The organism is Chitinophaga sp. YR627 (assembly GCF_900114995.1).
Taxonomy (GTDB): domain Bacteria; phylum Bacteroidota; class Bacteroidia; order Chitinophagales; family Chitinophagaceae; genus Chitinophaga.
Window position 1 is genome coordinate 1187618 of the sequence record NZ_FOUX01000003.1, and the last position, 22805, is coordinate 1210422.

The 22805-nt window shown below is 46.8% G+C and carries 17 protein-coding genes; 10 read left to right on the top strand and 7 right to left on the bottom strand.

Annotated elements, in window-relative coordinates:
- Window positions 1–3 precede the first annotated feature (3 nt).
- On the top strand, window positions 4–3159 hold the full coding sequence (locus tag BMZ72_RS20480) for a sensor histidine kinase (protein WP_143087733.1): 3156 nt from the start codon (window positions 4–6) through the stop codon (window positions 3157–3159).
- Between the two features lie 61 nt (window positions 3160–3220).
- On the opposite strand, the gene BMZ72_RS20485 is transcribed toward BMZ72_RS20480, so the two are convergent.
- From BMZ72_RS20485 to BMZ72_RS20495, 3 genes are read right to left on the bottom strand one after another with little or no spacing between them, the layout of a single operon-like run.
- Window positions 3221–4012, bottom strand: coding sequence for a TPM domain-containing protein (locus BMZ72_RS20485; RefSeq protein ID WP_089811559.1), 792 nt, complete (start codon window positions 4010–4012; stop codon window positions 3221–3223).
- A 37-nt stretch (window positions 4013–4049) separates the two neighbouring features.
- Entirely contained in the window at window positions 4050–4505 is a 456-nt protein-coding gene (locus tag BMZ72_RS20490) for a TPM domain-containing protein (RefSeq protein WP_089811560.1), read from the bottom strand.
- An 11-nt stretch (window positions 4506–4516) separates the two neighbouring features.
- Window positions 4517–5107, bottom strand: coding sequence for a LemA family protein (locus BMZ72_RS20495; protein WP_089811561.1), 591 nt, complete (start codon window positions 5105–5107; stop codon window positions 4517–4519).
- Between the two features lie 426 nt (window positions 5108–5533).
- Between BMZ72_RS20495 and BMZ72_RS20500 the strand changes: the two genes are divergently transcribed.
- Entirely contained in the window at window positions 5534–5998 is a 465-nt protein-coding gene (locus BMZ72_RS20500; RefSeq protein ID WP_012789077.1) for a response regulator, read from the top strand.
- A gap of 12 nt (window positions 5999–6010) precedes the next feature.
- On the opposite strand, the gene BMZ72_RS20505 is transcribed toward BMZ72_RS20500, so the two are convergent.
- Entirely contained in the window at window positions 6011–7234 is a 1224-nt protein-coding gene (locus tag BMZ72_RS20505; protein WP_089811562.1) for a FecR family protein, read from the bottom strand.
- Window positions 7235–7291: 57 nt separating this feature from the next.
- A complete protein-coding gene (locus BMZ72_RS20510; protein WP_089811563.1) occupies window positions 7292–7654 on the bottom strand; it encodes a sigma-70 family RNA polymerase sigma factor in 363 nt (120 codons plus the stop codon).
- 175 nt (window positions 7655–7829) lie between these two features.
- On the opposite strand from BMZ72_RS20510, the gene BMZ72_RS20515 reads away from it, so the two are divergent.
- The 4 genes from BMZ72_RS20515 (at window position 7830) to BMZ72_RS20530 (ending at window position 13558) form a co-directional block, all read left to right on the top strand.
- Window positions 7830–9200 carry a dipeptidase gene (locus BMZ72_RS20515; protein ID WP_089811564.1) on the top strand — a complete coding sequence of 457 codons (1371 nt, stop codon included), beginning with the start codon at window positions 7830–7832 and terminating at the stop codon, window positions 9198–9200.
- A 77-nt stretch (window positions 9201–9277) separates the two neighbouring features.
- A complete protein-coding gene (locus BMZ72_RS20520) occupies window positions 9278–9673 on the top strand; it encodes an RNA-binding S4 domain-containing protein (RefSeq protein ID WP_255373250.1) in 396 nt (131 codons plus the stop codon).
- A 98-nt stretch (window positions 9674–9771) separates the two neighbouring features.
- A complete protein-coding gene (gene lysA / locus BMZ72_RS20525) occupies window positions 9772–10992 on the top strand; it encodes a diaminopimelate decarboxylase (protein WP_089811566.1) in 1221 nt (406 codons plus the stop codon).
- A gap of 229 nt (window positions 10993–11221) precedes the next feature.
- On the top strand, window positions 11222–13558 hold the full coding sequence (locus BMZ72_RS20530) for a GAF domain-containing protein (RefSeq protein WP_089811567.1): 2337 nt from the start codon (window positions 11222–11224) through the stop codon (window positions 13556–13558).
- Window positions 13559–13695: 137 nt separating this feature from the next.
- On the opposite strand, the gene BMZ72_RS20535 is transcribed toward BMZ72_RS20530, so the two are convergent.
- The gene (locus tag BMZ72_RS20535; RefSeq protein ID WP_089811568.1) at window positions 13696–17367 is read right to left on the bottom strand and encodes a BamA/TamA family outer membrane protein; all 3672 of its coding nucleotides are present in this window, start codon (window positions 17365–17367) and stop codon (window positions 13696–13698) included.
- The gene (locus BMZ72_RS20540) at window positions 17364–18212 is read right to left on the bottom strand and encodes an SdiA-regulated domain-containing protein (protein WP_089811569.1); all 849 of its coding nucleotides are present in this window, start codon (window positions 18210–18212) and stop codon (window positions 17364–17366) included. Before BMZ72_RS20540 ends, BMZ72_RS20535 begins: the two co-directional genes overlap by 4 nt.
- 139 nt (window positions 18213–18351) lie before the next feature.
- Here BMZ72_RS20540 and BMZ72_RS20545 point away from each other — a divergent pair, with 139 nt between their 5' ends.
- Genes BMZ72_RS20545 through BMZ72_RS20560 form a run of 4 tightly spaced genes read left to right on the top strand, consistent with a single transcriptional unit; the run spans window position 18352 to window position 22769 of the window.
- Window positions 18352–19641, top strand: coding sequence for a Pycsar system effector family protein (locus BMZ72_RS20545; protein WP_089811570.1), 1290 nt, complete (start codon window positions 18352–18354; stop codon window positions 19639–19641).
- A 23-nt stretch (window positions 19642–19664) separates the two neighbouring features.
- The gene (gene ppk1, locus BMZ72_RS20550) at window positions 19665–21728 is read left to right on the top strand and encodes a polyphosphate kinase 1 (protein WP_089811614.1); all 2064 of its coding nucleotides are present in this window, start codon (window positions 19665–19667) and stop codon (window positions 21726–21728) included.
- A 17-nt stretch (window positions 21729–21745) separates the two neighbouring features.
- Window positions 21746–22258 carry a thioredoxin family protein gene (locus tag BMZ72_RS20555; protein WP_089811571.1) on the top strand — a complete coding sequence of 171 codons (513 nt, stop codon included), beginning with the start codon at window positions 21746–21748 and terminating at the stop codon, window positions 22256–22258.
- A 7-nt stretch (window positions 22259–22265) separates the two neighbouring features.
- Window positions 22266–22769, top strand: coding sequence for a DUF4442 domain-containing protein (locus tag BMZ72_RS20560; RefSeq protein WP_089811572.1), 504 nt, complete (start codon window positions 22266–22268; stop codon window positions 22767–22769).
- The last annotated feature ends 36 nt before the right edge of the window (window positions 22770–22805 follow it).

The following is a 22805-nucleotide window of genomic DNA, read 5'->3' on the forward strand; positions in this document are numbered from 1 at the left end:
CACTTGACGAAGCTGTACTTATCGAAATATCTGTGTGTTGCAGCCATATTGCTCTGGCTGATGATATGGCCTTGTGCACAGGGCCGCGCACAGGGATCTTCCTATACATTCTCTCACCTTGACAGAACCGACGGACTGGCCAGCAACCACGTGTCAGCTATCATGCAGGATAGTAAAGGCTTTATCTGGATCGCCAGTACCGCCCTGCAACGGTATGACGGGATCAACCTGGTCACCATCGCCAGCTTTGATAAAGTACCGGGTTCTATCTATTACGATGATATCTGCCTTTGTGAAGACAATCAGGGTCGTATCTGGATGGGCGCCCCTGATAATATCCGCTATTACGATCCGGCAACCGCCACCGTCTCCGTATTAAAGATCGATATCCCGCCTTCTATACATGGCAGCCTTAGTTGCAGCCGTATCATACAGGATCACGCTGGTGTAATATGGGCTACCACACAGGAAGGATTATTGCAATACGATGATGTGCATAACCGCTTTGTAAAACCAGCCAATATTCCCGAAACGATCAGACGGGACCTGTACAGCACCATTGTCGAAGATAAAAAAGGTAACCTCTGGATCAGCGGTCGCAGAGGTGTCTATAAATTCGATCCCTCCCGCAAACACCTTTATCATTCAGAAAATAATCCTGAACATGATCCGCTGCTCGCTATCAGAACCAGCGTGAAACGTTTTTATATCGATCGCCAGCAACGCATATGGGTAGCTGCCAGGGGAGGAGATTCCCTGTATCAGTACTATCCGGATACCCGGGAACTGCACGCCTTCTCCTTTTCCATGCCCTTCTCAAACGGTAATATGGTTACGGATATCATTGCAGATCGTGATCTGAATATCTGGGTAGCCACAGAAAATGGCGGTATTTTCCGCTTTAATGAACGTGCGGGTAAGTTTGATATCAATATCCGGGCAAATAATGAAGATGACCAGGACCTGCACTATGATTTTGAGGTGAACTGTTTCCTGAGCGACCGTAATGGCCGTTTATGGGTCGGTACCGATCTGGGAGTGAATATCCTGAGTATACCGGACAATTCCTTCCGGATCATGGATCACCGTACTGTCTTCAAAGGCTCAGAAGACCGTCTGCCCAAAACAGAAGTGACCGGTCTTTTCCAGGATAGCCATGGGAATATCTATGCCGGTTACTGGGGGAGAGGCTTTTGCTGGCTGAATCCTTCACTGGAATTATTAGGGCAATACCAGCATGATGCGAAGAGTCCTGCCTATCAACTGCCGGAAGAACGCAGTCTTGTATGGAGTTTTGCAGAAATGAAGAATGGATCAGTACTGATCGGACAGGAAAACGGGAACCTTTCCATATTTGATCCAAATAAAGGGAAGTTCCTGAAGCATTACCAGCCCGCCGTATTCGGTGACCAGACCCTGATGACCATGCTGCCGGAAGGGGATACCTCCGTATGGATCGGTTTATACAAACGGGGACTCGTACGCTGGGATACCCGTACAGATGCTTTTATCGCCTATCCTGCTTTGCTGGAATACGTCAACCGGCCTATCACGATTATGGACATCGCGCGACGCTCTGACTCCCTGTTGTGGATTTCCACCAGCGACGCAGGACTGATCCGCTTTAATACCCATAACGGTAAGGTGAGCGCCTCTAAACTATTTCTTCACGATAAACTGACTGTCAGTAATATTACCTGTATAGAATTCCTGGATGATAGTACGCTGATCGCCGGAACAGATCACGGCCTCTGGGTGTACAATACATTCAGTAATGTAGCCCGTCCGCTGATGATCAACGGGGCCCTGTTTGACGAATGGGTATTAAACCTGCAGGTAAATGGCTCGGTAGGTACCTGGTTTAGTACCCAGTACGGATTTTATTATTTCAATAAACAACAGGGATCCATTGAGACATTTGTACAGAGCGGCGATATCATAGACAATAACAGGAAAGTACGCAGGACAGTCAGCATGCTACGTGACGGCCGGTTAATGGTCGGTGCTTCTGACCATTTTGTCATCTTTGATCCGGCTGCCTTACAGGTAGCGCCACCACCACCTGATGTGACGATCCTTGGTTTCCGGGCCATGGACAGTGTGATCCATATAGGCGTGGAGAGAGGTAAGTATGCACCGGTCACATTGACACACCGGCAGAACTTCATCAGTATAGAATTTAAAAGTCTGCTGTATCACCACGAACCGGTAGGGTATCTGTACCAGCTGGAAGGAGTAGATGAGGAATGGGTAAAAGCAGGTGGTCTGCTGGTAGCAAGATATACCAATCTGCCGCCAGGCAGTTATCTGTTCAAAGTGCGTAGCGTGGACCCCGCAGGTACATTCTCATCTGGTGTTACGACGATCACTGTGAATATCTTACCAGCCTTCTGGCAAACGGCCCTGTTCAGAATATGCTGTGTATTACTGATTATAGTACTGATCTACGTCTACTTCAAATTACGCGTAAATGCGGTGAAGAAGGAAGCCCGCAGACGAACGGCTATTCAGCAGCAGATCGCCCAGCTGGAGATGAAGGCACTTCGTGCACAGATGAACCCTCACTTTATTTTTAATGCACTGAATTCTATCCAGACATTTATGATGAAGCGGGAAACAGAACAGGCATTGTCTTATCTGGGACGTTTCGCACGGTTGATCAGGAATGTACTGGATAATTCACAGTTGAACAGTATCCCTATTTCCAATGAACTCCGCATGATGGAAAACTACCTGGAACTGGAAAAACTGCGTTTTGGTGATCAGTTCAGTTATAATATTACGGTGGATGATGAACTGGATCCCGACTTTACGGATATCCCTACTATGATCCTGCAGCCTTTTGTAGAGAATGCGATCTGGCATGGATTGTTACATAAAAAGGAAGATGGTCACCTGTCCATTGCTTTCCATCAGCAGAACGGAAGTCTGTTATGTGTGATAGAAGATAACGGTGTAGGGAGGGAGAGAGCAGTCGCACAACGTCAGCAGGGAAATGAACATCATTCCCGTGGATTACAGATCACCAGGGACAGGCTGGCCTTATACAACAGACGTTTCAACCTGGATGCGACCTTTGATATAGAAGATTTATATGATGATGCGGGACAACCACGCGGTACACGTGTCAATGTCTGGTTCCCGCTGAGTGAAGTATAAAAAAACTCCGTCAGGTATACCTGACGGAGTTGATATGAATGATTGTCTGTAGTAGAACACGTTACCAGTTTCCGCTGGCGCCGCCGCCACCGCCGTCACCACCACCGAAGTCAAAGCCACCGCCGTCACTGTCTCCGCCACCCCAGCCTCCGGAGCTACCACCGCCGCCAAAGCCACCAAAACCTCCTAATCCACCTATAGGACCGATCCATCCACCTGAGCCTCTTCTGCTGATAGTAGTGCCGCCACCACCACCGCCGCCACGATTTCTCATAACAAGCAGAATGATGATGATAACAAAAACTCCCATGAATAAGGCATTTCTGTTATTACTACGGCCCGGCTTTTTAGGGTCCGCTCTGAACTCACCTGCTGCCGCCTTGATCAGTTTATCGGTCGCCTCATCAAGGCCACGATAGAATTGCCCCTTTTTGAAATTAGGCTCAATTGCTTCGTCTATAATGCGATTGGCAATAGCATCCGGAATAACGCCCTCCATACCATAACCGGTCTCTATACGGACTTTTCTGTCATCGATGGCGGCAAGTATAACGATACCATTGTTTTTTCCTTTCGTACCGATACCCCATTCACGAAGTATCTTAATGGCTACTTCGCTGCTTTCGTAGTCACCGATGGTTTTCATGGTGACGATCACGATCTGTGAAGAGGTACTGTCATTATAGGCGCGGAGTTTCTGCTCCAGCATGTCGGATTCATTGCCTAACAATACGCCTGCAAAATCATTGACTGCCCGGGGAGGGTTAGGTCTTGGCGGAATATTCTGCGCCTGAACGTTCCATCCGGTGATCAATAATAGCAACAGCCATAACCAGCATAATTTCCTCATCATATTAAATTTTACAGTGTGACAGGTGAAAGCCTTTTGCTTATCTGCCGATCACTATATCGTCTGGTAATTCATTTTCATCATCCCCCTCAAAAGGAAAATGTTGGCAAAGCGATTCGCCTATTTCCCTGATACATGCTTCTATACCCGCAACATATTGGTTCCTGGTGAAGTAGCTGACCAGTAGTTCCGCCTCTTTTACCCAGAAGGAGGAGCCTACTTTTTCGTGTATGCCTCTGTCGCCCAGAATAGCAAACTGCCGGTCTTTCAAAGCAATGTACAGGATAACGCCATTTCTGCGTTTGGTTTTTTCCATGCCGAGCTGCCGGAATACTTCCTTTGCCCGTTCCATGGGACTGACATATTTACAACGGCTTTCCACATATAATCTGATCTCCCCACTCGTGAGTCTTTCCGAATCACGTATAGCCTGCACCAGTTGTTGCTTTTCAGCTTCCGTTAGAAGTTCTTTCTTACTGAATGGGAATATGCTCATGCCGGTTGTTTTTAGAATTGCACTTTTGGAGCATTCTCAGCACCTGGCTGTGCTTCGAAGTATGGTCTCTGCTGGAAACCGCCAAAACCTGCAATGATGTTGTTAGGGAATGTACGGATCGCACTGTTGTATACTCTTGCCTGATCGTTGAAGTCTTTACGGGCAACAGCGATACGGTTTTCAGTACCTTCTATCTGCGCCTGCAGATCTTTGAAGTTCTGATTAGCCTGCAGGGTAGGGTAGCTTTCAGACACTGCCAGTAATCTGCCCAGCGCAGCGCTCAGCTGACCCTGTGCAGCCTGGAACTGCTGAACTTTTTCAGGAGTGAGGTCTTCAGCTCTTACCTGGATAGACGTAGCTTTCGCACGTGCTTCTATCACCTGTGTAAGTGTTTCTTTCTCGAAATTTGCAGCACCTTTTACTGTAGCAACAAGGTTCGGGATCAGGTCTGTTCTGCGTTGATACTGGCTTTGTACAGTACCCCAGGAAGTTTTTACAGACTCGTCGAGATTCACGATCTTATTGTACTTGGATACACCACAGCCGCCTAATATTACAACAACAGCTATGATAATTACGATTACGAGTGTGCTTTTTTTCATCTTATAAAAATTTAAGTTTAAACCAGGTTGTTTTTAGTTTTAAAATGCAACAGTACCATATCACTTTGGTTTGTCGTAACTTAGGAATGCGGTTTGGGGGCATCCAATCGAACCTCCATGAACAGTCTGGATAGTAATAGCAAACATAGGAGCTTTTTTTTAATCTGCAAGGGTATTGAGAAATACGATAAAACGGTATTATTTCACTTTCACAGAAAAGATAATAGCATTGTCAAAAAAATCAGGCCCCGTATGTCCGTTTCTCTATAATTTTACTGGTATTTCACGATAGCAAGGGTACGGAACAGCTTGTATTTTAAGATCTTATCCATAAATAGGTTAGTATAAACGCTTGTTTTTCAGTGTCTATCTTTCATTCGTTTGTAACGCTTTTATTTTTAATTATTTGAATCTAAGGTTGCGTCAATGAGTGCACAACACATCCATATCCTGTATATTGATGACGAGGTACATAATTTAAATGCTTTTAAGGCATCTTTCCGTAGACTATATACAGTATTTACGGCTACTTCGGCTGAAGAAGCGGAGGAGATACTTGCCAGAGAAGACATACAGATCATCATTTCAGATCAGCGGATGCCTAAAATTACAGGTATTGAGTTTTTTGAATCAATCCTCGGCAAATATCCGGAGCCGATCCGGATGTTGCTGACAGGCTACGCTGACATCAATGCCGTTATCGACGCCATTAACAAGGGACAGGTGTATAAATATTTCTCCAAACCCTGGAATGACGATGAATTACGGCAGAACATTGATAAGGCATATGAAGTATATGCCCTTCGAAAAGAGAATAAGGAGTTGACAGCAAAATTGCTGGATGTGAATGAGAAGCTTGAATTTCTGCTCCGGCAGAAGCTGATTTCTTAATTTTCAGCCCGGCTATCCTTTGGGTTTACTAATGTGAACAGTGCCGTCATAGATCTTATACTCCAGCCCTTTTTCCCAGCAAAGTTCATTCAGGAAGTCAGAGACAGGTTTTTCCTTGTCAAGATCCCCGGAGAAGTGGATGTCGGAAATGCCGGCAGCAGCAAAGGCAACCTTCAGTCCAAACCAGCGCTTCAGCACAGGAATAACTTCTTCCAGCGGCTTGTTGTGAAAGCGGAAAATACCATCCCGCCAGCCAAGGGTAACGTTCTCGTCAAAACGTTTTACTTTAAAACGCTCACCTGGTCTGTAAATAGCCTCGTACCCCGGCTTTAATGTTACGTCCAGACTATCGCCTACATCAGTTACCACAGTGCCTGTAACCAGTGAAGTTGTGATGGTATTGCCATCATACGAATTCACGTTGAATGCCGTACCCAATGCGATGACGGAGGTGGTACCCGTGTGCACAATAAAAGGCTGCTTTGGATTGTGTGCAACGGTGAAATAAGCCTCTCCTTCAAGGTATACTTCCCTGGTCTTACCAGGAAAGATGAAAGGGAATCGCAGTGTAGAACTGGCATTCAGGTGTACTTCCGTACCATCGGATAACTCAATGCGGTAATCCATTTTAGGTGGTACGGTCAATGTATTCCATTCAATGGTACTGCTTTGGTAAATGGTGTCGTGCGTAACCCGTTTTAATGGAATGGCTGCAATACTGTCACCATGTACTACGCCTGCCACAGGAACGGGTTCGGTAGCCGCATTTGTATTAATATTGACAGTCGTATCTGCCGGCAGGGTATAATTAATAGCTGCTGTTTTGCGTACCGGAGATTGTTTTGGTGTACGATGTGCCACTACCGCGCGGTTAACTGCGGACGGCGCCTGTATTTTATAATAATGTTCAAACGCATACCAGCTGCCTGCGCATGCAGTGAGGGTTAGCAATACTGCCGCTGCTGCGCTGTTACGTTTGATAAAACGGAATATTCTGACGTGTACCGGCTGAGGTGAAAGGATAGCGGCAATCTGACACCAGTCATGCTCCACACGCAGATCATCAAGGAATGCACTGTCAGTATAGAGTATCGCCTGTTCCTGTTCATGCCAGCATTTACGAACCTGCTCATCGGTTTGCATGACCTTTTGCAGCAACTGATCTTCCACTTCACTTAATTCGCCAAGTTGCTTACGCAGAAGTAATGTGTATATATACTCTTGGTCGTATTTCATTGTAGTAATGAGAAGATGATTGAGGGTGATAAAGTTGTGTGTTTAATGTCGTCGGGTTTACGAATCTAAAAGAACAGCCAGTTGATTGGTTAACGCCTGGGGTACAAGTGCGGGTCCTGTTTTACACGGCGGGCAGGCAGCTGTCGTTGCTGCGGGCTGCTGCAGTTGCAGGCATCGCTCATATAAAAGCTGATAGAAAAATCCTCCGGGAGAATGCGTGATCTTCCTGTAGGAGCGCTCCTGCCATACTTCTATAAATAACTGCTGCACGACCTCTTTTCCGCGTTCTACATTTCCCAACATCTGGCAGGCTTTGAGACAGAGTGGCTTGTAGTATCTCATAAAGAAGTATTGATAAGCCTCAAGTCTGTTATCCTTCTTAAGCGCGGATAACATCGTGATGTCCTCGCTGGTTTGCATACGAATGGTAATTGGTTGTAGTGTGTACCGGTTTCGGCTGGTAATTTCGCCTAAAAGAACAAGAATTTAGTTAATAGGCTGTTAACGGCTCAAAAACGGGCAGCTGAAACAGACAAATCAATATTTCCGACTTTCCCTTAAATTGCACCTTTCTAAAAGTTTAATTTACTGGAACATGCAAGTTTGGAAAGATTATCAGGTACAGAATAAAGATCGTTTCCTGGAAGAACTGCTGGAACTGCTGCGCATTCCCTCTGTTAGTGCTGATTCCCGCTTTAACCCGGATGTAAAGAACTGCGCTGAAGCTGTAAAACTGCGTTTGCAGGAAGCAGGTGCTGAAAAAGTGGAAGTGTGCCCTACTGCTGGCCATCCGATCGTATACGGTGAAAAGATCATCGATCCGAAACTGCCTACGGTACTGGTATATGGTCACTATGACGTACAACCGGCCGATCCGCTGGAACTGTGGGACAGTGGTCCGTTTGAGCCTGTGATCAAAGACGAAAAGATCTATGCACGTGGCAGCGCCGACGATAAAGGTCAGTTCTACATGCATGTCAAAGCGTTCGAAACCATGTCCAAAACCAACACCCTGCCCTGCAACATCAAATTCATGATCGAAGGGGAAGAGGAAGTAGGTTCTGCCAACCTGGGTATTTTCATCAAAGAGAATAAAGAAAGACTGAAAGCAGACGTCGTGCTCATCTCCGATACTGCTATGATCAGCCTCGAAAACCCATCCCTGGATACCGGCTTACGCGGCCTGTCATATATGGAAGTAGCCGTGACCGGTCCTAACCGTGACCTGCACAGCGGCGTGTACGGTGGTGCTGTAGCTAATCCGGCTACCATCCTGTGCAAAATGATCGCTTCCATGCACGACGAAAACAACCACATCACCATCCCCGGCTTCTATGATAAAGTACAGGATCTCAGCCAGGCAGAACGTGACGCACTGAATGCAGCTCCCTTCGATGAAGCGGAATACAAAGCTGACCTGGGTGTAGACGAACTCTGGGGTGAAAAAGGTTATTCTACCATCGAGCGTACCGGTATCCGTCCTACCCTGGAGGTAAACGGTATCTGGGGTGGATACACCGGTGAAGGTTCCAAAACCGTACTGCCATCCAAGGCATTCGCCAAGATCTCCATGCGCCTCGTGCCTAACCAGGACTGGGTCGAGATCTCCCAGCTGTTCCAGGCTCACTTCGAAAAGATCGCGCCTAAGAGCGTAAAAGTAAAGGTAACCACCCACCACGGTGGCAGCCCTTACGTAACGCCGACAGATCATATCGCTTTCAAAGCTGCCAGCGATGCCATCCAGGCTACCTTTGGTAAAGCGCCAATCCCAATGCGTGGCGGCGGAAGTATTCCGATCGTAGCGCTGTTCGAAAAAGAACTGGGTCTCAAAACTATCCTCATGGGCTTTGGTCTGGATAGTGACAACTTACACTCGCCAAATGAAAAATACGGTCTGGCTAACTTCTATAAGGGTATCGAAACCATCCCTTATTTCCACAAATACTTTGCGGAACTGAGCAAATAGCCTTATCGTACTATTTTAATAAATTTGAAGGCCGGCGTGTGACATACATGCCGGCCTTATATATTATAGTCAATAAGATGAAAGAAGTAGAAAAAGTAAGGCTCGATAAATATCTCTGGTCCATCAGGATCTTCAAATCCCGTTCCCTGGCTTCTGCCGGTTGCGAATCAGGTAGAGTGAAAATGAACGGGGTAACCGTAAAAGCGTCCAGAAACGTGGCGCTGAACGATGTTTATGAGGTCAGGACCGAAGGCCGTAAATGGGTGATCCAGGTGACCGCCCTGCTGGCCAACCGTGTACAATACACAGAAGCGATCAAGTTCTATAACGACATCACCCCCGAGGAAGATAAAGCACAGGAACGGCAGGCCTCTGTATTCCAGACGGGTAAACGTCCCAGCAAGATCGGTCGTCCGACCAAAAAGGAACGCCGTGAACTGGACGATTTCATGGGAGGAGAGGAAGATCTCTAAAAATATCCGTTTTTCAGTAGTAAATTCGCATGCTTTTCTGGCGGCCTTTGCAAAAAATCAGCCGCCTGCATGTAAATTTTGTAAATCATTATCCATAGATGTCTAAGCAAAGCGATCTTCTCTCTGCCGAATACCTTGTAAAACTGGCTGAGGAATTTGGAACTCCGGTATATATTTATCATGCTGAAAAAATAAAGATCCAGTACGAAAAGCTGCAAACGGCTTTCCAGAAGACGGATGCTCGCTTTTTCTATGCCTGTAAAGCGCTTACCAATATCAATATCCTGAAGTATATCAATTCCCTGGGTTGCGGGCTCGACACCGTGTCCATCCAGGAAGTACATCTGGGTCTGAAAGCCGGTTTCGCTCCTAACAATATCATTTTCACCCCTAACTGCGTAGACCTCGATGAGATCATCGCTGCAAAAGAACTGGGTGTTAATATCAATATCGACAATATTTCCATCCTGGAACAGTTCGGTAACCGCTTCGGCGATTCCTACCCGATCTGTATCCGCCTGAACCCGCATATCATGGCAGGTGGAAACTATAAAATATCTACCGGTCACGTTGACAGCAAGTTCGGTATCTCCATCCACCAGCTGCGTCACATCGAACGTATCGTAAAGAGTACCAAACTGAAAGTGACCGGTCTGCACATGCACACAGGTTCCGAGATCAAAGACGTAGACGTGTTCCTGCGTGGTGTAGAGATCATGTTCGAACAGGCCGTACACTTCCCTGATCTGGAATTTATCGACCTGGGCAGCGGTTTCAAAGTAGCCTACCAGGCTGGCGATCCGGAAACAGATATTAACCTGCTGGGTAGAAAACTGTCCGACGCCTTCAATAAATTCGCCGCTACCTACAAACGTCCTTTGCAGGTATGGTTTGAACCAGGTAAATTCCTGGTAAGTCAGTGCGGATACTTCGTGGTAAAGGCAAACGTGATCAAACAGACCACCGCCACCGTATTCGTAGGGGTGAACTCAGGCTTTAACCACCTGATCAGACCAATGTTCTACGACGCGTTCCACCTCATCAAAAACATCTCTAATCCGAAAGGAACCGAGCGGATCTATACCATCGTAGGGAATATCTGCGAAACAGATACCTTCGGATGGGATCGTAAACTGAATGAAGTGAAAGAAGGAGATTTCCTGGTATTTTACAATGCCGGCGCCTATGGCTTCGAAATGTCCTCCAACTTTAACTCCCGCCTGAAACCTGCCGAAGTGCTGGTAAAAGACGGTAAGGCACAGCTGATCCGTAAGCGGGATACCCTGGAAGATCTGCTGCGTAACCAGATCGAGTTATAGTAGCTAAATACTTAATACTTAAAATATTAATGCAGATTTGTATAAGCAAATCTGCATTTTTTTTGAAGGGTTGTAAGCAGTTTTAACATAAATTTGCAAAATCATTTTACCAATGCCTCCTGCTTTTACCTGCCACTGTATATACTGATAGTAGACACACAATATTTTATTATCCCATTCGTCTGTTATAGTATAAGTATACGATGAGTATTTTTTACATATTTTGATTATGAAAGTTTTATCAGCTAACTCCGAGGTGTTCAGGGAAGAGGAAGTATTGATAGACAGCCATATCTCATTCGGTCCTTACGTTAAGTTTCTGAAAGAGAAGGCTGCCAGGAAATCGGACGCGCGCGCTGCCTATTATCAGCAGATAGTCAGTCAGTTTGAAGGTAACCCCGCGTTGCTCGGCCCCATAGCAGGCGCAGATGATCTCGCCTCCTATCAGGAATACGTGGATCTTGTTATTTCGACTATTTTCCCTGTCACTGTTGACATGGATAAAGATATCTATGGTATCGGTGTACCAAACAAGTTTGCCATCTTCTACTATTCCGAACTGTTCAGAAAACTGTTTGCCGCCAATGGTGACAAACTGGTCGCTGTGCCGGAAGGTATGTCCGTAGAGAAAGTGAAGAAAGACAAACTGGAATGGTTATACAAACTGATACTTGAAAAGGTATATGACTTCCCGGTAGATTACCGCAACGAAATTATCCATCACGTCACATTGCCGGATAGTAATGGTCTGAAGAAATATATCAAACTCCAGATCGATGCCCGCTTCGTAGACGTGATTGTGAAAGGAGAAGTGCCAAAACTCTCCTACGACAACGTTTGCCGTACCAAGTTCTCACTGGAAGCCCTTCAGGAAATGTTGCCCCTGCGCAACTTCGCCCTGGAAGGTTTCGTGATCTGGACCATACAGGACGTTACCAAAGATGAAGTGCAGAACAGTATGAAAAATCTCATACTCGATATGCACGATGGTAACGAACAGCAGACTTACCGCCGGATGGAAGAAGAGGTTGAATCACTCATGCAGGAGAAAGATACCAGCGTGCATATCGTGCCGATCCCTAAGATCAATGGCCGCTATGTACTGGAATGTGATCTCTGCGAAAGTGGTGTGATGCTTGGCGTTATCAACAACGGAAAACAACAGCAACAGTTATTTCAGCAATTGCTGGATCATCTCACCCGTCAGAAGGAACCATTATTCATTCCTGATGTAACAGAAGCCACTTTACTGGCTTACCCCTTCCTGCGCTATCTGCCGCTGAAAGGGATCAGAAGTTATGTAATGGCGCCCGTATGGCACGAAGGTCAGTTGCTCGGTATTGTCGAATTAGCGTCCTCCGAACCAAACAGGATCACCGCAGAAACAATGGGCAGAGCAATGCCTGCTTACCCACTGCTGATCATGCTGCTGACAAGAGGTGTCGACATACTGAATAACCGCATCATACAGGTTATAAAAGAACAGTTCACTGCCCTGCAACCCGCCGTAGAATGGAAGTTCACCGACGCTGCATGGCATTATCTCCATACGCCGAAAGAAGAACGTAAAGACATCGGTAATATCGCCTTTGAAGATGTGTATCCTTTATATGGCGCAGTGGATATCCGTAACTCTTCTACAGAACGTAGCAATGCGATTCATGAAGACCTGCGTGAACAGCTGCTGCTGATCAAAGAAACACTGGAACATATCGGTAATGCCATCTATCTGCCATTGCTGGAAGAACTGAAGTTCAAAAACGATGAACTGATCACTGGTATCACCAGTGGGATGCTCTCAGAAGATGAACTGAAGACGAACAACTATCTGGATGAAGAGATCGGCCCGTTGTTCCGTCACCTGCATGAAAGTCATCCTGAACTGCAGCCGGTACTGGAACGTTACTTCTCCCTCGTAGATACAACAGAAGGACATATCCTGCACCACCGTCAGGAATATGAGGACAGTCTTGCCGGTATCAACGCCGAGATCAATAAATACCTGGATAAAGAGAAAGAAAATATTCAGCACTCATTCCCGTGTTACTTTGAAAAGTACCGTACAGATGGTGTTGAATACAATATCTATATTGGCCAGTCTATCGCACATAACCGTAAGTTTGACTTACTCTATCTGCGTAACCTCCGCCTCTGGCAGATCTCTTCCATGGCCGAGATCGCGAAAATGACGAACAAACTGAAAGATACGCTGAAAGTGCCTTTACAGACAACACAGCTGATACTGGCGCACAGCAATCCGATCGATATCAGTTTCCGTCAGGACGAACGCCGCTTCGATGTGGAAGGCGCTTATAATATCCGTTACGAGATCATGAAAAAACGGATAGATAAAGTGCATATCCGTCAGACAGGTAAACGCCTGACCCAACCGGGTACTATTTCTATTGTATACGCTTATGCAAAGGAAATGGAAGAATACCTGAAGTATATCACCTTCCTCCAGAATAAAGGGGTATTATCACCTGAAGTAGAAATGCTGGATCTGGAAGATTTACAAGGGGTTAGCGGACTGCGGGCATTACGCGTGAAAGTGAATATGGACTAATTGAGCATGTAGTTTCTATAAAGCTTAGATGCCGTTTTGATATTTGTTATCCTACGTTAATCCTACGTTCAAAGACGTAAGATTAACGTAGGATAACAAATATCAAAACGGCATCTGACTTTATATCAATCCGGATATCAGAACCTGAATCCGAATGTTATATAAGGTAATATACCTTCTTCGGAACGACCTACCACCGCAGACAATACCACCAGATTAGCAGGGGTAAAGTAGATACCTCCACCATAACCATCATGCCATGCACTGGATTTCTGGCTCTGGTACCATACGCGACCTACGTCATTGAACGCGATCAGACCAACACTGGCAGGGAACAGATAAGAACGGAAATCAAATAATTTGATGCGTAACTCTATGTTATTGTATACGGAAGTATTACCGGTGAAACGGGCGTTACGATAACCTCTCAGATTCTGCACACCACCCAGGGTTGTCGCCTGGAAGTATTCATAATCTCCCCATATCTTATTCACACCGAAACGGGTTACCAATACCACGCTGGTTGGTACATGGAAATTAGTATAAAGACTTAAGTCACTCTGTACCTGTACGTAGTTCCGTTTTTGTGCATTCAATCCCTGATTGCCATATACGGAGGTTGTCCAGCTGATACCCCTGGTTGGGATCAATGCGTTGTCACGGGTATCTATTCTTAAACCTAAGCGTAAACCGGCATATGTTTTAGATTGGAATACAGAGAGGGAATCCAGTCCGTTTTTCGGGAAGTCAGAAGTGATACGGCCAACTGTTTCATCCTTGTCCAGCGTATAGTAGGTGAAGGATGGGCCATAAAACAGCGATACGTTCTGCGACAGTTTGGTATTCAGTAAAGGCTCCACATTATACAGGCTGAAACGGGTGCGGTAATAACGGATACCCAGTGACTTATCAAAGTCAGATTCGTTGCCGAAACCGAAGAAGTTCACGGTATTGTTAGGCGCTTTTACATTTGCAGCGATGGTCAGATCAGAGTTGCCGATCGCATCGGTGAATTCACCAAAGTAGCGGAACTGCCATGCATTGGTACCCAGGGAGTGTCCTGCCAGTAAGGTATGTCTGGTAGCAAACGGACGTTTGCGGAAGCCCTGTGTGGTATATTGGAAACCTGCTCCCAGCGACAATCCATCATCCTGGTTAAAGGCAGCGGAAGCCAGTGGCATCAGCTTATCATACTGATAACGGAAGAAGGTGCGCTCGTAACGGATGTTGTCAGGATTGGATGACAGGATACGTCTGTCATTACCATGCATATCAAAACTATCCTTTCTGTTGGCCAGGTCATAGATACGGATGCGTTTCCCTGCATGACTGCCGGTGCTGTCCACATAAGTATCGATATTCCTGCCTCCGATGATACGTATCTTTATAGGAGAGCCGTTATCACCTTTTACAACATATTTGTCCTCACCACCCAGACCAAAGATCCTGATCTCACGGGTGTCTTTCGGATCAAACAGACGGTGATAGATGGTCTGTTCCAGTTCTCCCTTTTTATTGATCTTGGTAACTGCGACGTCTATTTTTCCTTCCGGCTGGCGCTCGATGGTGAACAGCTCATCTTTTTTGGTACCTACTATTTCCACATGTCTGGAAATGAAGCTGTAGAACTGGAGCGCTTCTTTTTCCAGTATGTCGCGACGTGCTTTCAGGGTGGTGTACACACGTTCACCTATCTGTGATTTGATATTATCGGGGAACTGGTTTACCGCAGTCCTGATAACAGTATCCGTCATACGCAGTACGAAAGCATGGGAAATGTCTTTCCATTCCTGTTCACTCAATTCGTTCATGAAAGAACGATCAAAAGGTTGCGCCGTAGGGTTCTGTCCTTCGATATATCTGATCTTCGGACGGAATCCCTGGATATTAGGCAAAGCCCATTTCCTGGAAGCGACACGCGGCAAAAAGCCTTCATTCACAAAGAATGCCTGGTCGCGGTCACGGGGAATCGGGAAGTATACCTGTGTTTTTGCTTTTTTACTTTTTTCTGCTCCCCATCTCCACTGGTCGTCATGACGGTCCCAGTCAGCCATCAGCCAGTCCAGCAGACGTGCATTCAGCACAGCTGCCTGGTTAACGGTGTTATCGTTATCGCCCTGTATCTGTTCAAGCAGCTTCGGTGTATTCAGGGTTTTACCCTTTACATCCGGCTCTCTTTCTTCGAAGAGATACACGTCATCTCCATATGTATTGGCATAGAAACCCAGTACGGTATCTTTTGGCAGATATACAAATCTCGGATTAGTGTGATGAACCCCTGCCGCATCCGCTAATGTACCAACAGCCATAGGAGCGTAAGGGTTGGCCGCAGAGATCTGGTCCTGTACGACGTCTTTGGCGATCGTTTCCCTTAATGCTTCGGGTACCGCTTTCGCGGGATATTTCTTCAGCGAGCGGAGTACCCATTCAGTACCTTTTTTATCTTCCAGTCGCAGGGACATGGTCTGCATACCACCACCACGTTTCAGGATCTTCATACCGCCCTGTTCCTTATTCAGGTCCAGTACCGGGAAGTCCATCGGCGTAGCCCATACATTACGGTAGTTACGGCCCATCAGCCAGTAATGGAAACCGGTTTTGTTGATATACTGCGAATCTGCCGCCATGGAGATAGTTGGTGGTAACTGACTGGCAGAAGGACTTGCGTTGGCAAGGGTGCTGGAACGAACGTCCTGTAAGCTGAACAGTTGTTGTGCATAGGAAGGACCATCCGTCTTATCGACAGTATAATATTTCACTTGTACACGGCCGCTTTTGGAGATTTCCAGTACCGTATAACCGTTCTCATTGCTGGCATATAAAGACTTGCTGCCTTTCTTTACACGATTTTCTTTCGCACCTGAGCCACTCACGACATAGAAGTTCTGATCATCGTTGATGAGCTGCAGGGTATGATCATGGCCGGATACGAAGATAGCCGGGCCATGTGGTTTGATCGCTGCTTCAATACCCCTTATCATTGACTGATAGGTCGGATTGGGAATATCTTCCGGCGTACCAAATACACCACGTGTGATGGGGTAGATAGAGCCAATCAGCGGTAAGGGGATGTACAGGTTCTTTTTCAGATCGGTGAAAGGGAAGATATGTTGTTTGATGGTATAGTAACCACCATGTACGCTATAGCTTCTGAAAGGATGGTGTGCAGCGAATATGATCAGTTTATTCCTGTTACGGCTCACGATATCGCTGACTTCAGCCAGTACCTCTTCCCGGGTCTTTGTGTCACAGGAAGACTCGGAACCTGGTTTCTGATAAGGGAACAGCCACCACTCGGTATCCATAATGATGAGGGTGGTATTATTATCAAGATGTACCTCTTCCGGACCCGGACAACCGTCCTTCGGCAGGAAGTTGACATTCGGGAGTTGTAAGGAATCTATATACAGTTGCTGGTTGATCACTGTCTGCCATCCGTCTGGTTTTGACCGTTTCCAGTCATGGTTACCAGGGATAAAGATGGCCTGAGTGGCCGTATTTTTCACCAGGCCTACCTGGTAGTCAAGTATTTGTCTGGCCTCATCATATCTTGCGGCGCCTGCATCGGGTAAGCCGAGCGGGTATACGTTATCGCCCAGGAACAATACGGTATTTCTGGCATCCTGGAGGTTGATGCGCTGTTTTACTGCATCGATAACAGGGTTATGACCGTCTTTATGCAGCTCCCCGGCATCGCCGATCAGGATCACTCTGCGTGCGAGACTGTCATCTGTCATCTGCGCCTGAGATAGCAATGGCAGGAATAGAAGGGGTAAAAGGTGTCTTGCTTTTGGTAAAATGCTAATCATCGTGATGAGTTGTACTTAAATTTCAGAATATTGGCCTGCGCCTCGTCTACCGCTTCGTTAGATATGTACATGTCGCCATTGGCAGTGAAGGAGATCCCTTCAGGCTGCGCGAATCTGCGGTGTCGTAGATTATAAGCCTCCTGTACTTTGCCGTCAAGGTCAGTGATGACCAGCATACGGTTGACCGCAGATACGATGTACAGGCGATTTTCAATGGGATGAACGGCGGCTCCTGAAGGCTTGAAATGCCCTACCTCTCCACCGGTGAGTCTTGCAATCTCAGCTACATTGATACGGAATGCAGGTGTGGTGTCATACTCCATGGTGTTCAGCTGGAACCGGTAAGCGGAAGTGAAACCCTCTCTCTTGTCTTCTTCACAGGCTTTGCAGATAGCTACCAGGCTGTTGTTTCTTGCATCAAAATAGAGGCTTTCAAATTCCCTTTTGCCGGGGATGGATAGTTTGTAGTGTGTAGCGTCGGCGGTGTCAGTAAACATGCCATGCACCTGGTACAGATGCCCGTTACTCTTTAATACAAACCAGTCGTTACCTGTAGTCGCGAGATCTTCGTAGTCGCCGCTTTTGTCAAACTTGGAAGTTGGGTAAGGCTTTTCGGTGTCCAGGTCGATAGAGTAGATCTTGCCCTCCTCGTCATTGATCGCCATGATATGGTGTTCATCCGGAGCGAGTACAATCCCTGAAATTTCCTGCATGGATTGCCTTACACGGTAACGGGTAGGTTCTGCAAGATTATAACCCTTTGGAGAGCTATATTGTTTATCTTCCTGATTGAAAGCGTTACAGGAAAGGAACAGAAAAAAGAACGCAATATATCTTACTTGCATAGATGAGTGGTTAATATTCAATGCAAAAACACAACGGACTGGATATCCGCTGTATTTTGTATTGCTTATTTGCAGAATAAAATTAACTTAAAAATGCAGTAACTTGCTGATCTCAGTTTTGCTTTTTTAACTAAGGCTTATGCACACAGGATTAATCATAGAAGCAGCAGAAACATATGTTGCAAAGCAATACCAGGAACATCCTCACCCTAACCTGGTCTATCATAATTTAGAACATACAAAGCTGGTAGTTGCAGCAGCACAGCAGATTGCAGCGCATTACCGGCTGGCAGATAATGACCTGCTGATCGTATGTGTGGCCTGCTGGTTTCATGACCTTGGCTACCTGATGGGAGAAACGAAAATGCACGAGGAGAAGGGGGCCGAGATGGCGAGAGCGTTCTTAAATGTACAACAGATTCCAGAAGATGTACAACAACAGGTGACCGGCTGTATTATGGCTACCAAAATGCCACAACATCCGCAGAACCTGCTGGAAGAGATCGTATGTGATGCAGACCTTTTCCACCTCGGTACAAAGGAGTTCAGAGACAGGTCCCGTCTGCTCAGACAGGAAATGGAACTGTCCAGCGGCACGGAGATACCGGGCGCTGTATGGAATGCCGGTTCGCTGCGTCTCCAGGAATCACATCACTATTTTACGGCCTATTGTAAGGCGTTATTACAACAACAAAAAGACGAGAACATCGCCAAATTGAAAAGTAAACTCGAAAAACAGGAAGAAAAGGCACACAAGAAAGATAAGGCGGCAAAACATGCAGCCGAAGACGCGCCGGTAGAAGCAGCAGTTGCTGTAGTCGTGCCAGATGCCACCGTCACAACCGCGGAGGAAAAGAAAAAAGACAAGAAAAAGGACAAAGAGAAAGAACCGAAGCCGGGAAGAGGAGTAGAAACCATGTTTCGTACTACCTCTACCAATCATATCCGCCTCAGTTCCATGGCCGACAGCAAAGCACACATCATGATCTCGGTGAACTCTATCATCATCTCTGTGATCCTGGGCGTGTTGTTCAGAAGATTGGAAGATTACCCTAATCTGATTATCCCTGCCTTCATCTTCCTGATGACCGGCGTACTGACCATCATCTTCTCCGTGCTGGCCACCCGTCCTAATATCAACGTAGGTAAATTCACCAAAGCTGATATTGACAGTAAAAAGACCAACCTGCTGTTCTTCGGCAACTTCCATAAGATGTCTCTGGATGAGTACACCTGGGGGATGACCGAGATGATGAAAGATAACGAATACGTATATGGCAGCATGATCCAGGATATCTATCACCTGGGGGTAGTGCTTGGCAAAAAATACAAACAGCTGCGTATTGCCTATAACATCTTTATGTTCGGGCTGATCATCTCCGTGGGAGCGTTCCTGATAGCAGCATTATTTTTTCCGGTGAAGAACTAAGCATGAGTAACAAGACGATTTCTATGAATGTACCGTTATATGACCGTGACCTGAGCTGGTTGTCGTTCAACTACCGCGTACTGTGTATGGCAAGAGATGAGAAAGTGCCTTTGTACGAACGGATCAAGTTCCTCTCTATCTTCTCCTCTAACCTCGATGAATTCTTTAGGGTACGTATGCCGGCTGTACTGGCTGTGAATAAAGTACTGGATAATAATCCGGCTGCCGCCGGAGAGGAGATCATTTCTCCGGATACCCTGCCCGCTATACAGGCAGAGATCAACAGGCAGCTGGGTGTGTTCGGCCAGACGCTGACCGGACAGCTGTTACCCGCCCTTGGGAGTTACAACATACATCTTTATTACAACGAACCTATCCATACACAACATCATGAGCACCTGCGGGAATATTTCCTGACACGGGTACTCAGCTTCCTGCAACCGCTCTGGTTGCGTAAAAAGAAGCCGGAAGAAGTATTTCTGGAAAATAACCAGTTATACCTCGTGGTGTCTGTGACAGAAGATAGCGCTCCTGATATGCAGCAGTATGCACTGGTAAATATCCCAAGTGCATTTATGCCCCGTTTTATTGAGCTGCCGGCCCTGGACAATGTCTATTACATTGCCATGCTGGATGATGTGATCAGGGATAATATCGGCTTCCTCTTCCCGGGTTATACTGTGAACGGCTGCTATAGTATCAAGATCACCAGGGATGCAGAGACGGATATGAATGAGCTGGCCAACGATATTCTTGAACAGGTAGAGACCATGATCGTAAAACGTGAACTGGGTATCCCTACCCGTTTCCTGTTTGACGCGGCCATGCCGCTCGCCCTGCGGAAACTGCTGGCTGTTTACTTCCATATACTGCCGGAAGAGATGGTAGAGGGCGGCAGGTACCATAACCTGAAGGACCTGGCCGATCTGCCGATGCCCGTAAAGTCTCCGGCATTTGCATATCCTAAACAGTCCTCCCTGCCGGAATCCTCACTGGAAAGTACACCCCGGTTGCTGGAGGAAGTCATGAAGCGGGATATTCTCCTGCATGCGCCTTACCAGCGTTATGACTATATTCTGCGCTTCTTCAATGAAGCAGCTGTCGATCCATCCGTACAGGAAATTTATATCACCCTTTATCGTATCGCTTCCAGTTCCCAGATAGCCAATGCACTGATCAGTGCTGCGCATAACGGGAAACAGGTAACGGTCTTTGTGGAGCTGAAAGCCCGTTTTGACGAGGCAAACAATATCCGCTGGGCAAAGAAAATGAAGGCGGCGGGCGTAAAGATCATTTATAGCATCCCCGGACTGAAAGTACACGCGAAGATCGCGCTGGTGAAACGCCGTCGCGGATACCAGTGGGATTATGCCGGTCTGATGGCTACAGGTAACTTCAATGAAAGTACGGCCCGTTTCTATACAGACCATGTACTCATGACCGCTCACCCGGGTATGACCCAGGAACTGGAGCTGCTGTTCCTGTACCTGCAGGCAAGAGAGCAACCGGCGAAGTACAGCTATCTGACCTTTAATCACCTGCTGGTAGCGCAGTTTAACATGATGGCCCGTTTCAAACAGCTCATCAACCGGGAAATTGAAAATGCCCGTGCCGGTAAGCCTGCTAAGATCACCATTAAACTGAACAACCTCCAGGAAAAGGAAATGATCGGAAGCCTGTATGCTGCCAGTCAGGAAGGCGTAGAGATCGATCTGATCGTACGCAGCATCTGCTGCCTGGTACCCGATCAGCCGGAAAGCAGTAATATAAGGGTACGCCGTATCGTGGACCGCTACCTGGAACATGCCAGGGTCTTTATTTTCCATAATGACGGCAACGAAGAGGTCTATATGGGTTCGGCCGACTGGATGAACCGTAACCTCCACAGGCGTATCGAAGTGGTCTTCCCGATCTATGATCCGGCATTACAGCAGCAATTGAAGGAAATTATCCGTTTGCAGCTGGCTGATAATACCAATGCGGTCAGATTGGATGAGAACATACGTAATATTGAAATAGAACCGGCAGAAGGCGCCCCGCTTGTCAACGCGCAGGCATCCATCTACCAGTATGTACAATCACTGTAAAACAACCTATCCGGCTTATGAAAAAATATCTGTGGCTCCCTGTTGTATTAATGCTGCTGAGTGCAGGCGTGATACATGCACAGGAAAAGCAACACCTGGACCTTGAACATATCTATAATCCTGCTGCCGATGCGGCCGCCGATCTGGCAAAGGCACAACAACAGGCAGCAGCGCAGAATAAGCATATCCTGATAGAAGTCGGCGGTAACTGGTGTATCTGGTGTAAACGCTTCTATAAGATGCTGCACGAGGATTCCACCCTGTTATCCCAGGCAGAGAATAACTATGTGATCTATTACCTGAACTATAGCAAGGAAAACAAAAACCTGCCCCTGCTGCAGAAGCTGGGATATCCACAGCGTTTTGGTTTCCCGGTACTTTTAGTACTCGATGCTAAAGGCAATCGCCTGCATACGCAGAATACCGGCTTACTGGAGGATGCAGATGGTTATGATAAGAAGAAAGTCGCGGATATGCTGAAGCAATGGTCGCCACAGGCACTGAATCCTGCTTTTTATACCAATCAATAAGTCCTTTATGGAGCACACCCCTTTTCCACCAGCTGCCCGGGCGTTTATGCGTTTTGCCGGACAGCCGTTCAGGTTCTCGCTGTATCTGTTCTGGAAACTACCCATTGCCTGGTTATCAGGCGTCCGTCTGAAACAGCTGACGGAAACGGGGTGTGTGACCGTTATACCCTTCAGGTGGTTATCCCAGAACCCCTTTCGCTCTACCTACTTTGCCTGTCTGGGCATGGCAGCTGAAATGAGCACCGGTTTGCCAGCCATGATGTATGTCAGAGGTGCAGCTCCCAAACGCGTATCTATGCTGGTGACTGGTATGCAGGCCAGCTTTATGAAAAAAGCGACCGGCAATACCTGGTTTACCTTTGAGGAAGGAAACATCCTCAGAGATGCGATCGCACGTACAGCCGCCAGTGGTGAACCGGAAACAGTCACCGTTAACAGCATCGGCAGAAGCCACGATGGCACAGTAATTGCCTCGTTTGCTATTACCTGGTCCTTCAGGGGCAAGGCTTGAGTACATATACCATTACAGTTCATTCTTCAATATCAC

What these genes read in the sequence shown, in the direction of transcription:
- ppk1 (WP_089811614.1), top strand. Translation starts at nt 19,665, where the DNA reads ATGAATGTACCGTTATATGACCGTGACCTGAGCTGGTTGTCGTTCAAC.
- BMZ72_RS20505 (WP_089811562.1), bottom strand. Translation starts at nt 7,234, where the DNA reads ATGAAATACGACCAAGAGTATATATACACATTACTTCTGCGTAAGCAA.
- BMZ72_RS20530 (WP_089811567.1), top strand. Translation starts at nt 11,222, where the DNA reads ATGAAAGTTTTATCAGCTAACTCCGAGGTGTTCAGGGAAGAGGAAGTA.
- BMZ72_RS20495 (WP_089811561.1), bottom strand. Translation starts at nt 5,107, where the DNA reads ATGAAAAAAAGCACACTCGTAATCGTAATTATCATAGCTGTTGTTGTA.
- BMZ72_RS20485 (WP_089811559.1), bottom strand. Translation starts at nt 4,012, where the DNA reads ATGATGAGGAAATTATGCTGGTTATGGCTGTTGCTATTATTGATCACC.
- BMZ72_RS20560 (WP_089811572.1), top strand. Translation starts at nt 22,266, where the DNA reads ATGGAGCACACCCCTTTTCCACCAGCTGCCCGGGCGTTTATGCGTTTT.
- BMZ72_RS20545 (WP_089811570.1), top strand. Translation starts at nt 18,352, where the DNA reads ATGCACACAGGATTAATCATAGAAGCAGCAGAAACATATGTTGCAAAG.
- BMZ72_RS20520 (WP_255373250.1), top strand. Translation starts at nt 9,278, where the DNA reads ATGAAAGAAGTAGAAAAAGTAAGGCTCGATAAATATCTCTGGTCCATC.
- BMZ72_RS20515 (WP_089811564.1), top strand. Translation starts at nt 7,830, where the DNA reads ATGCAAGTTTGGAAAGATTATCAGGTACAGAATAAAGATCGTTTCCTG.
- BMZ72_RS20555 (WP_089811571.1), top strand. Translation starts at nt 21,746, where the DNA reads ATGAAAAAATATCTGTGGCTCCCTGTTGTATTAATGCTGCTGAGTGCA.
- lysA (WP_089811566.1), top strand. Translation starts at nt 9,772, where the DNA reads ATGTCTAAGCAAAGCGATCTTCTCTCTGCCGAATACCTTGTAAAACTG.
- BMZ72_RS20500 (WP_012789077.1), top strand. Translation starts at nt 5,534, where the DNA reads ATGAGTGCACAACACATCCATATCCTGTATATTGATGACGAGGTACAT.
- BMZ72_RS20535 (WP_089811568.1), bottom strand. Translation starts at nt 17,367, where the DNA reads ATGATTAGCATTTTACCAAAAGCAAGACACCTTTTACCCCTTCTATTC.
- BMZ72_RS20490 (WP_089811560.1), bottom strand. Translation starts at nt 4,505, where the DNA reads ATGAGCATATTCCCATTCAGTAAGAAAGAACTTCTAACGGAAGCTGAA.
- BMZ72_RS20510 (WP_089811563.1), bottom strand. Translation starts at nt 7,654, where the DNA reads ATGCAAACCAGCGAGGACATCACGATGTTATCCGCGCTTAAGAAGGAT.
- BMZ72_RS20540 (WP_089811569.1), bottom strand. Translation starts at nt 18,212, where the DNA reads ATGCAAGTAAGATATATTGCGTTCTTTTTTCTGTTCCTTTCCTGTAAC.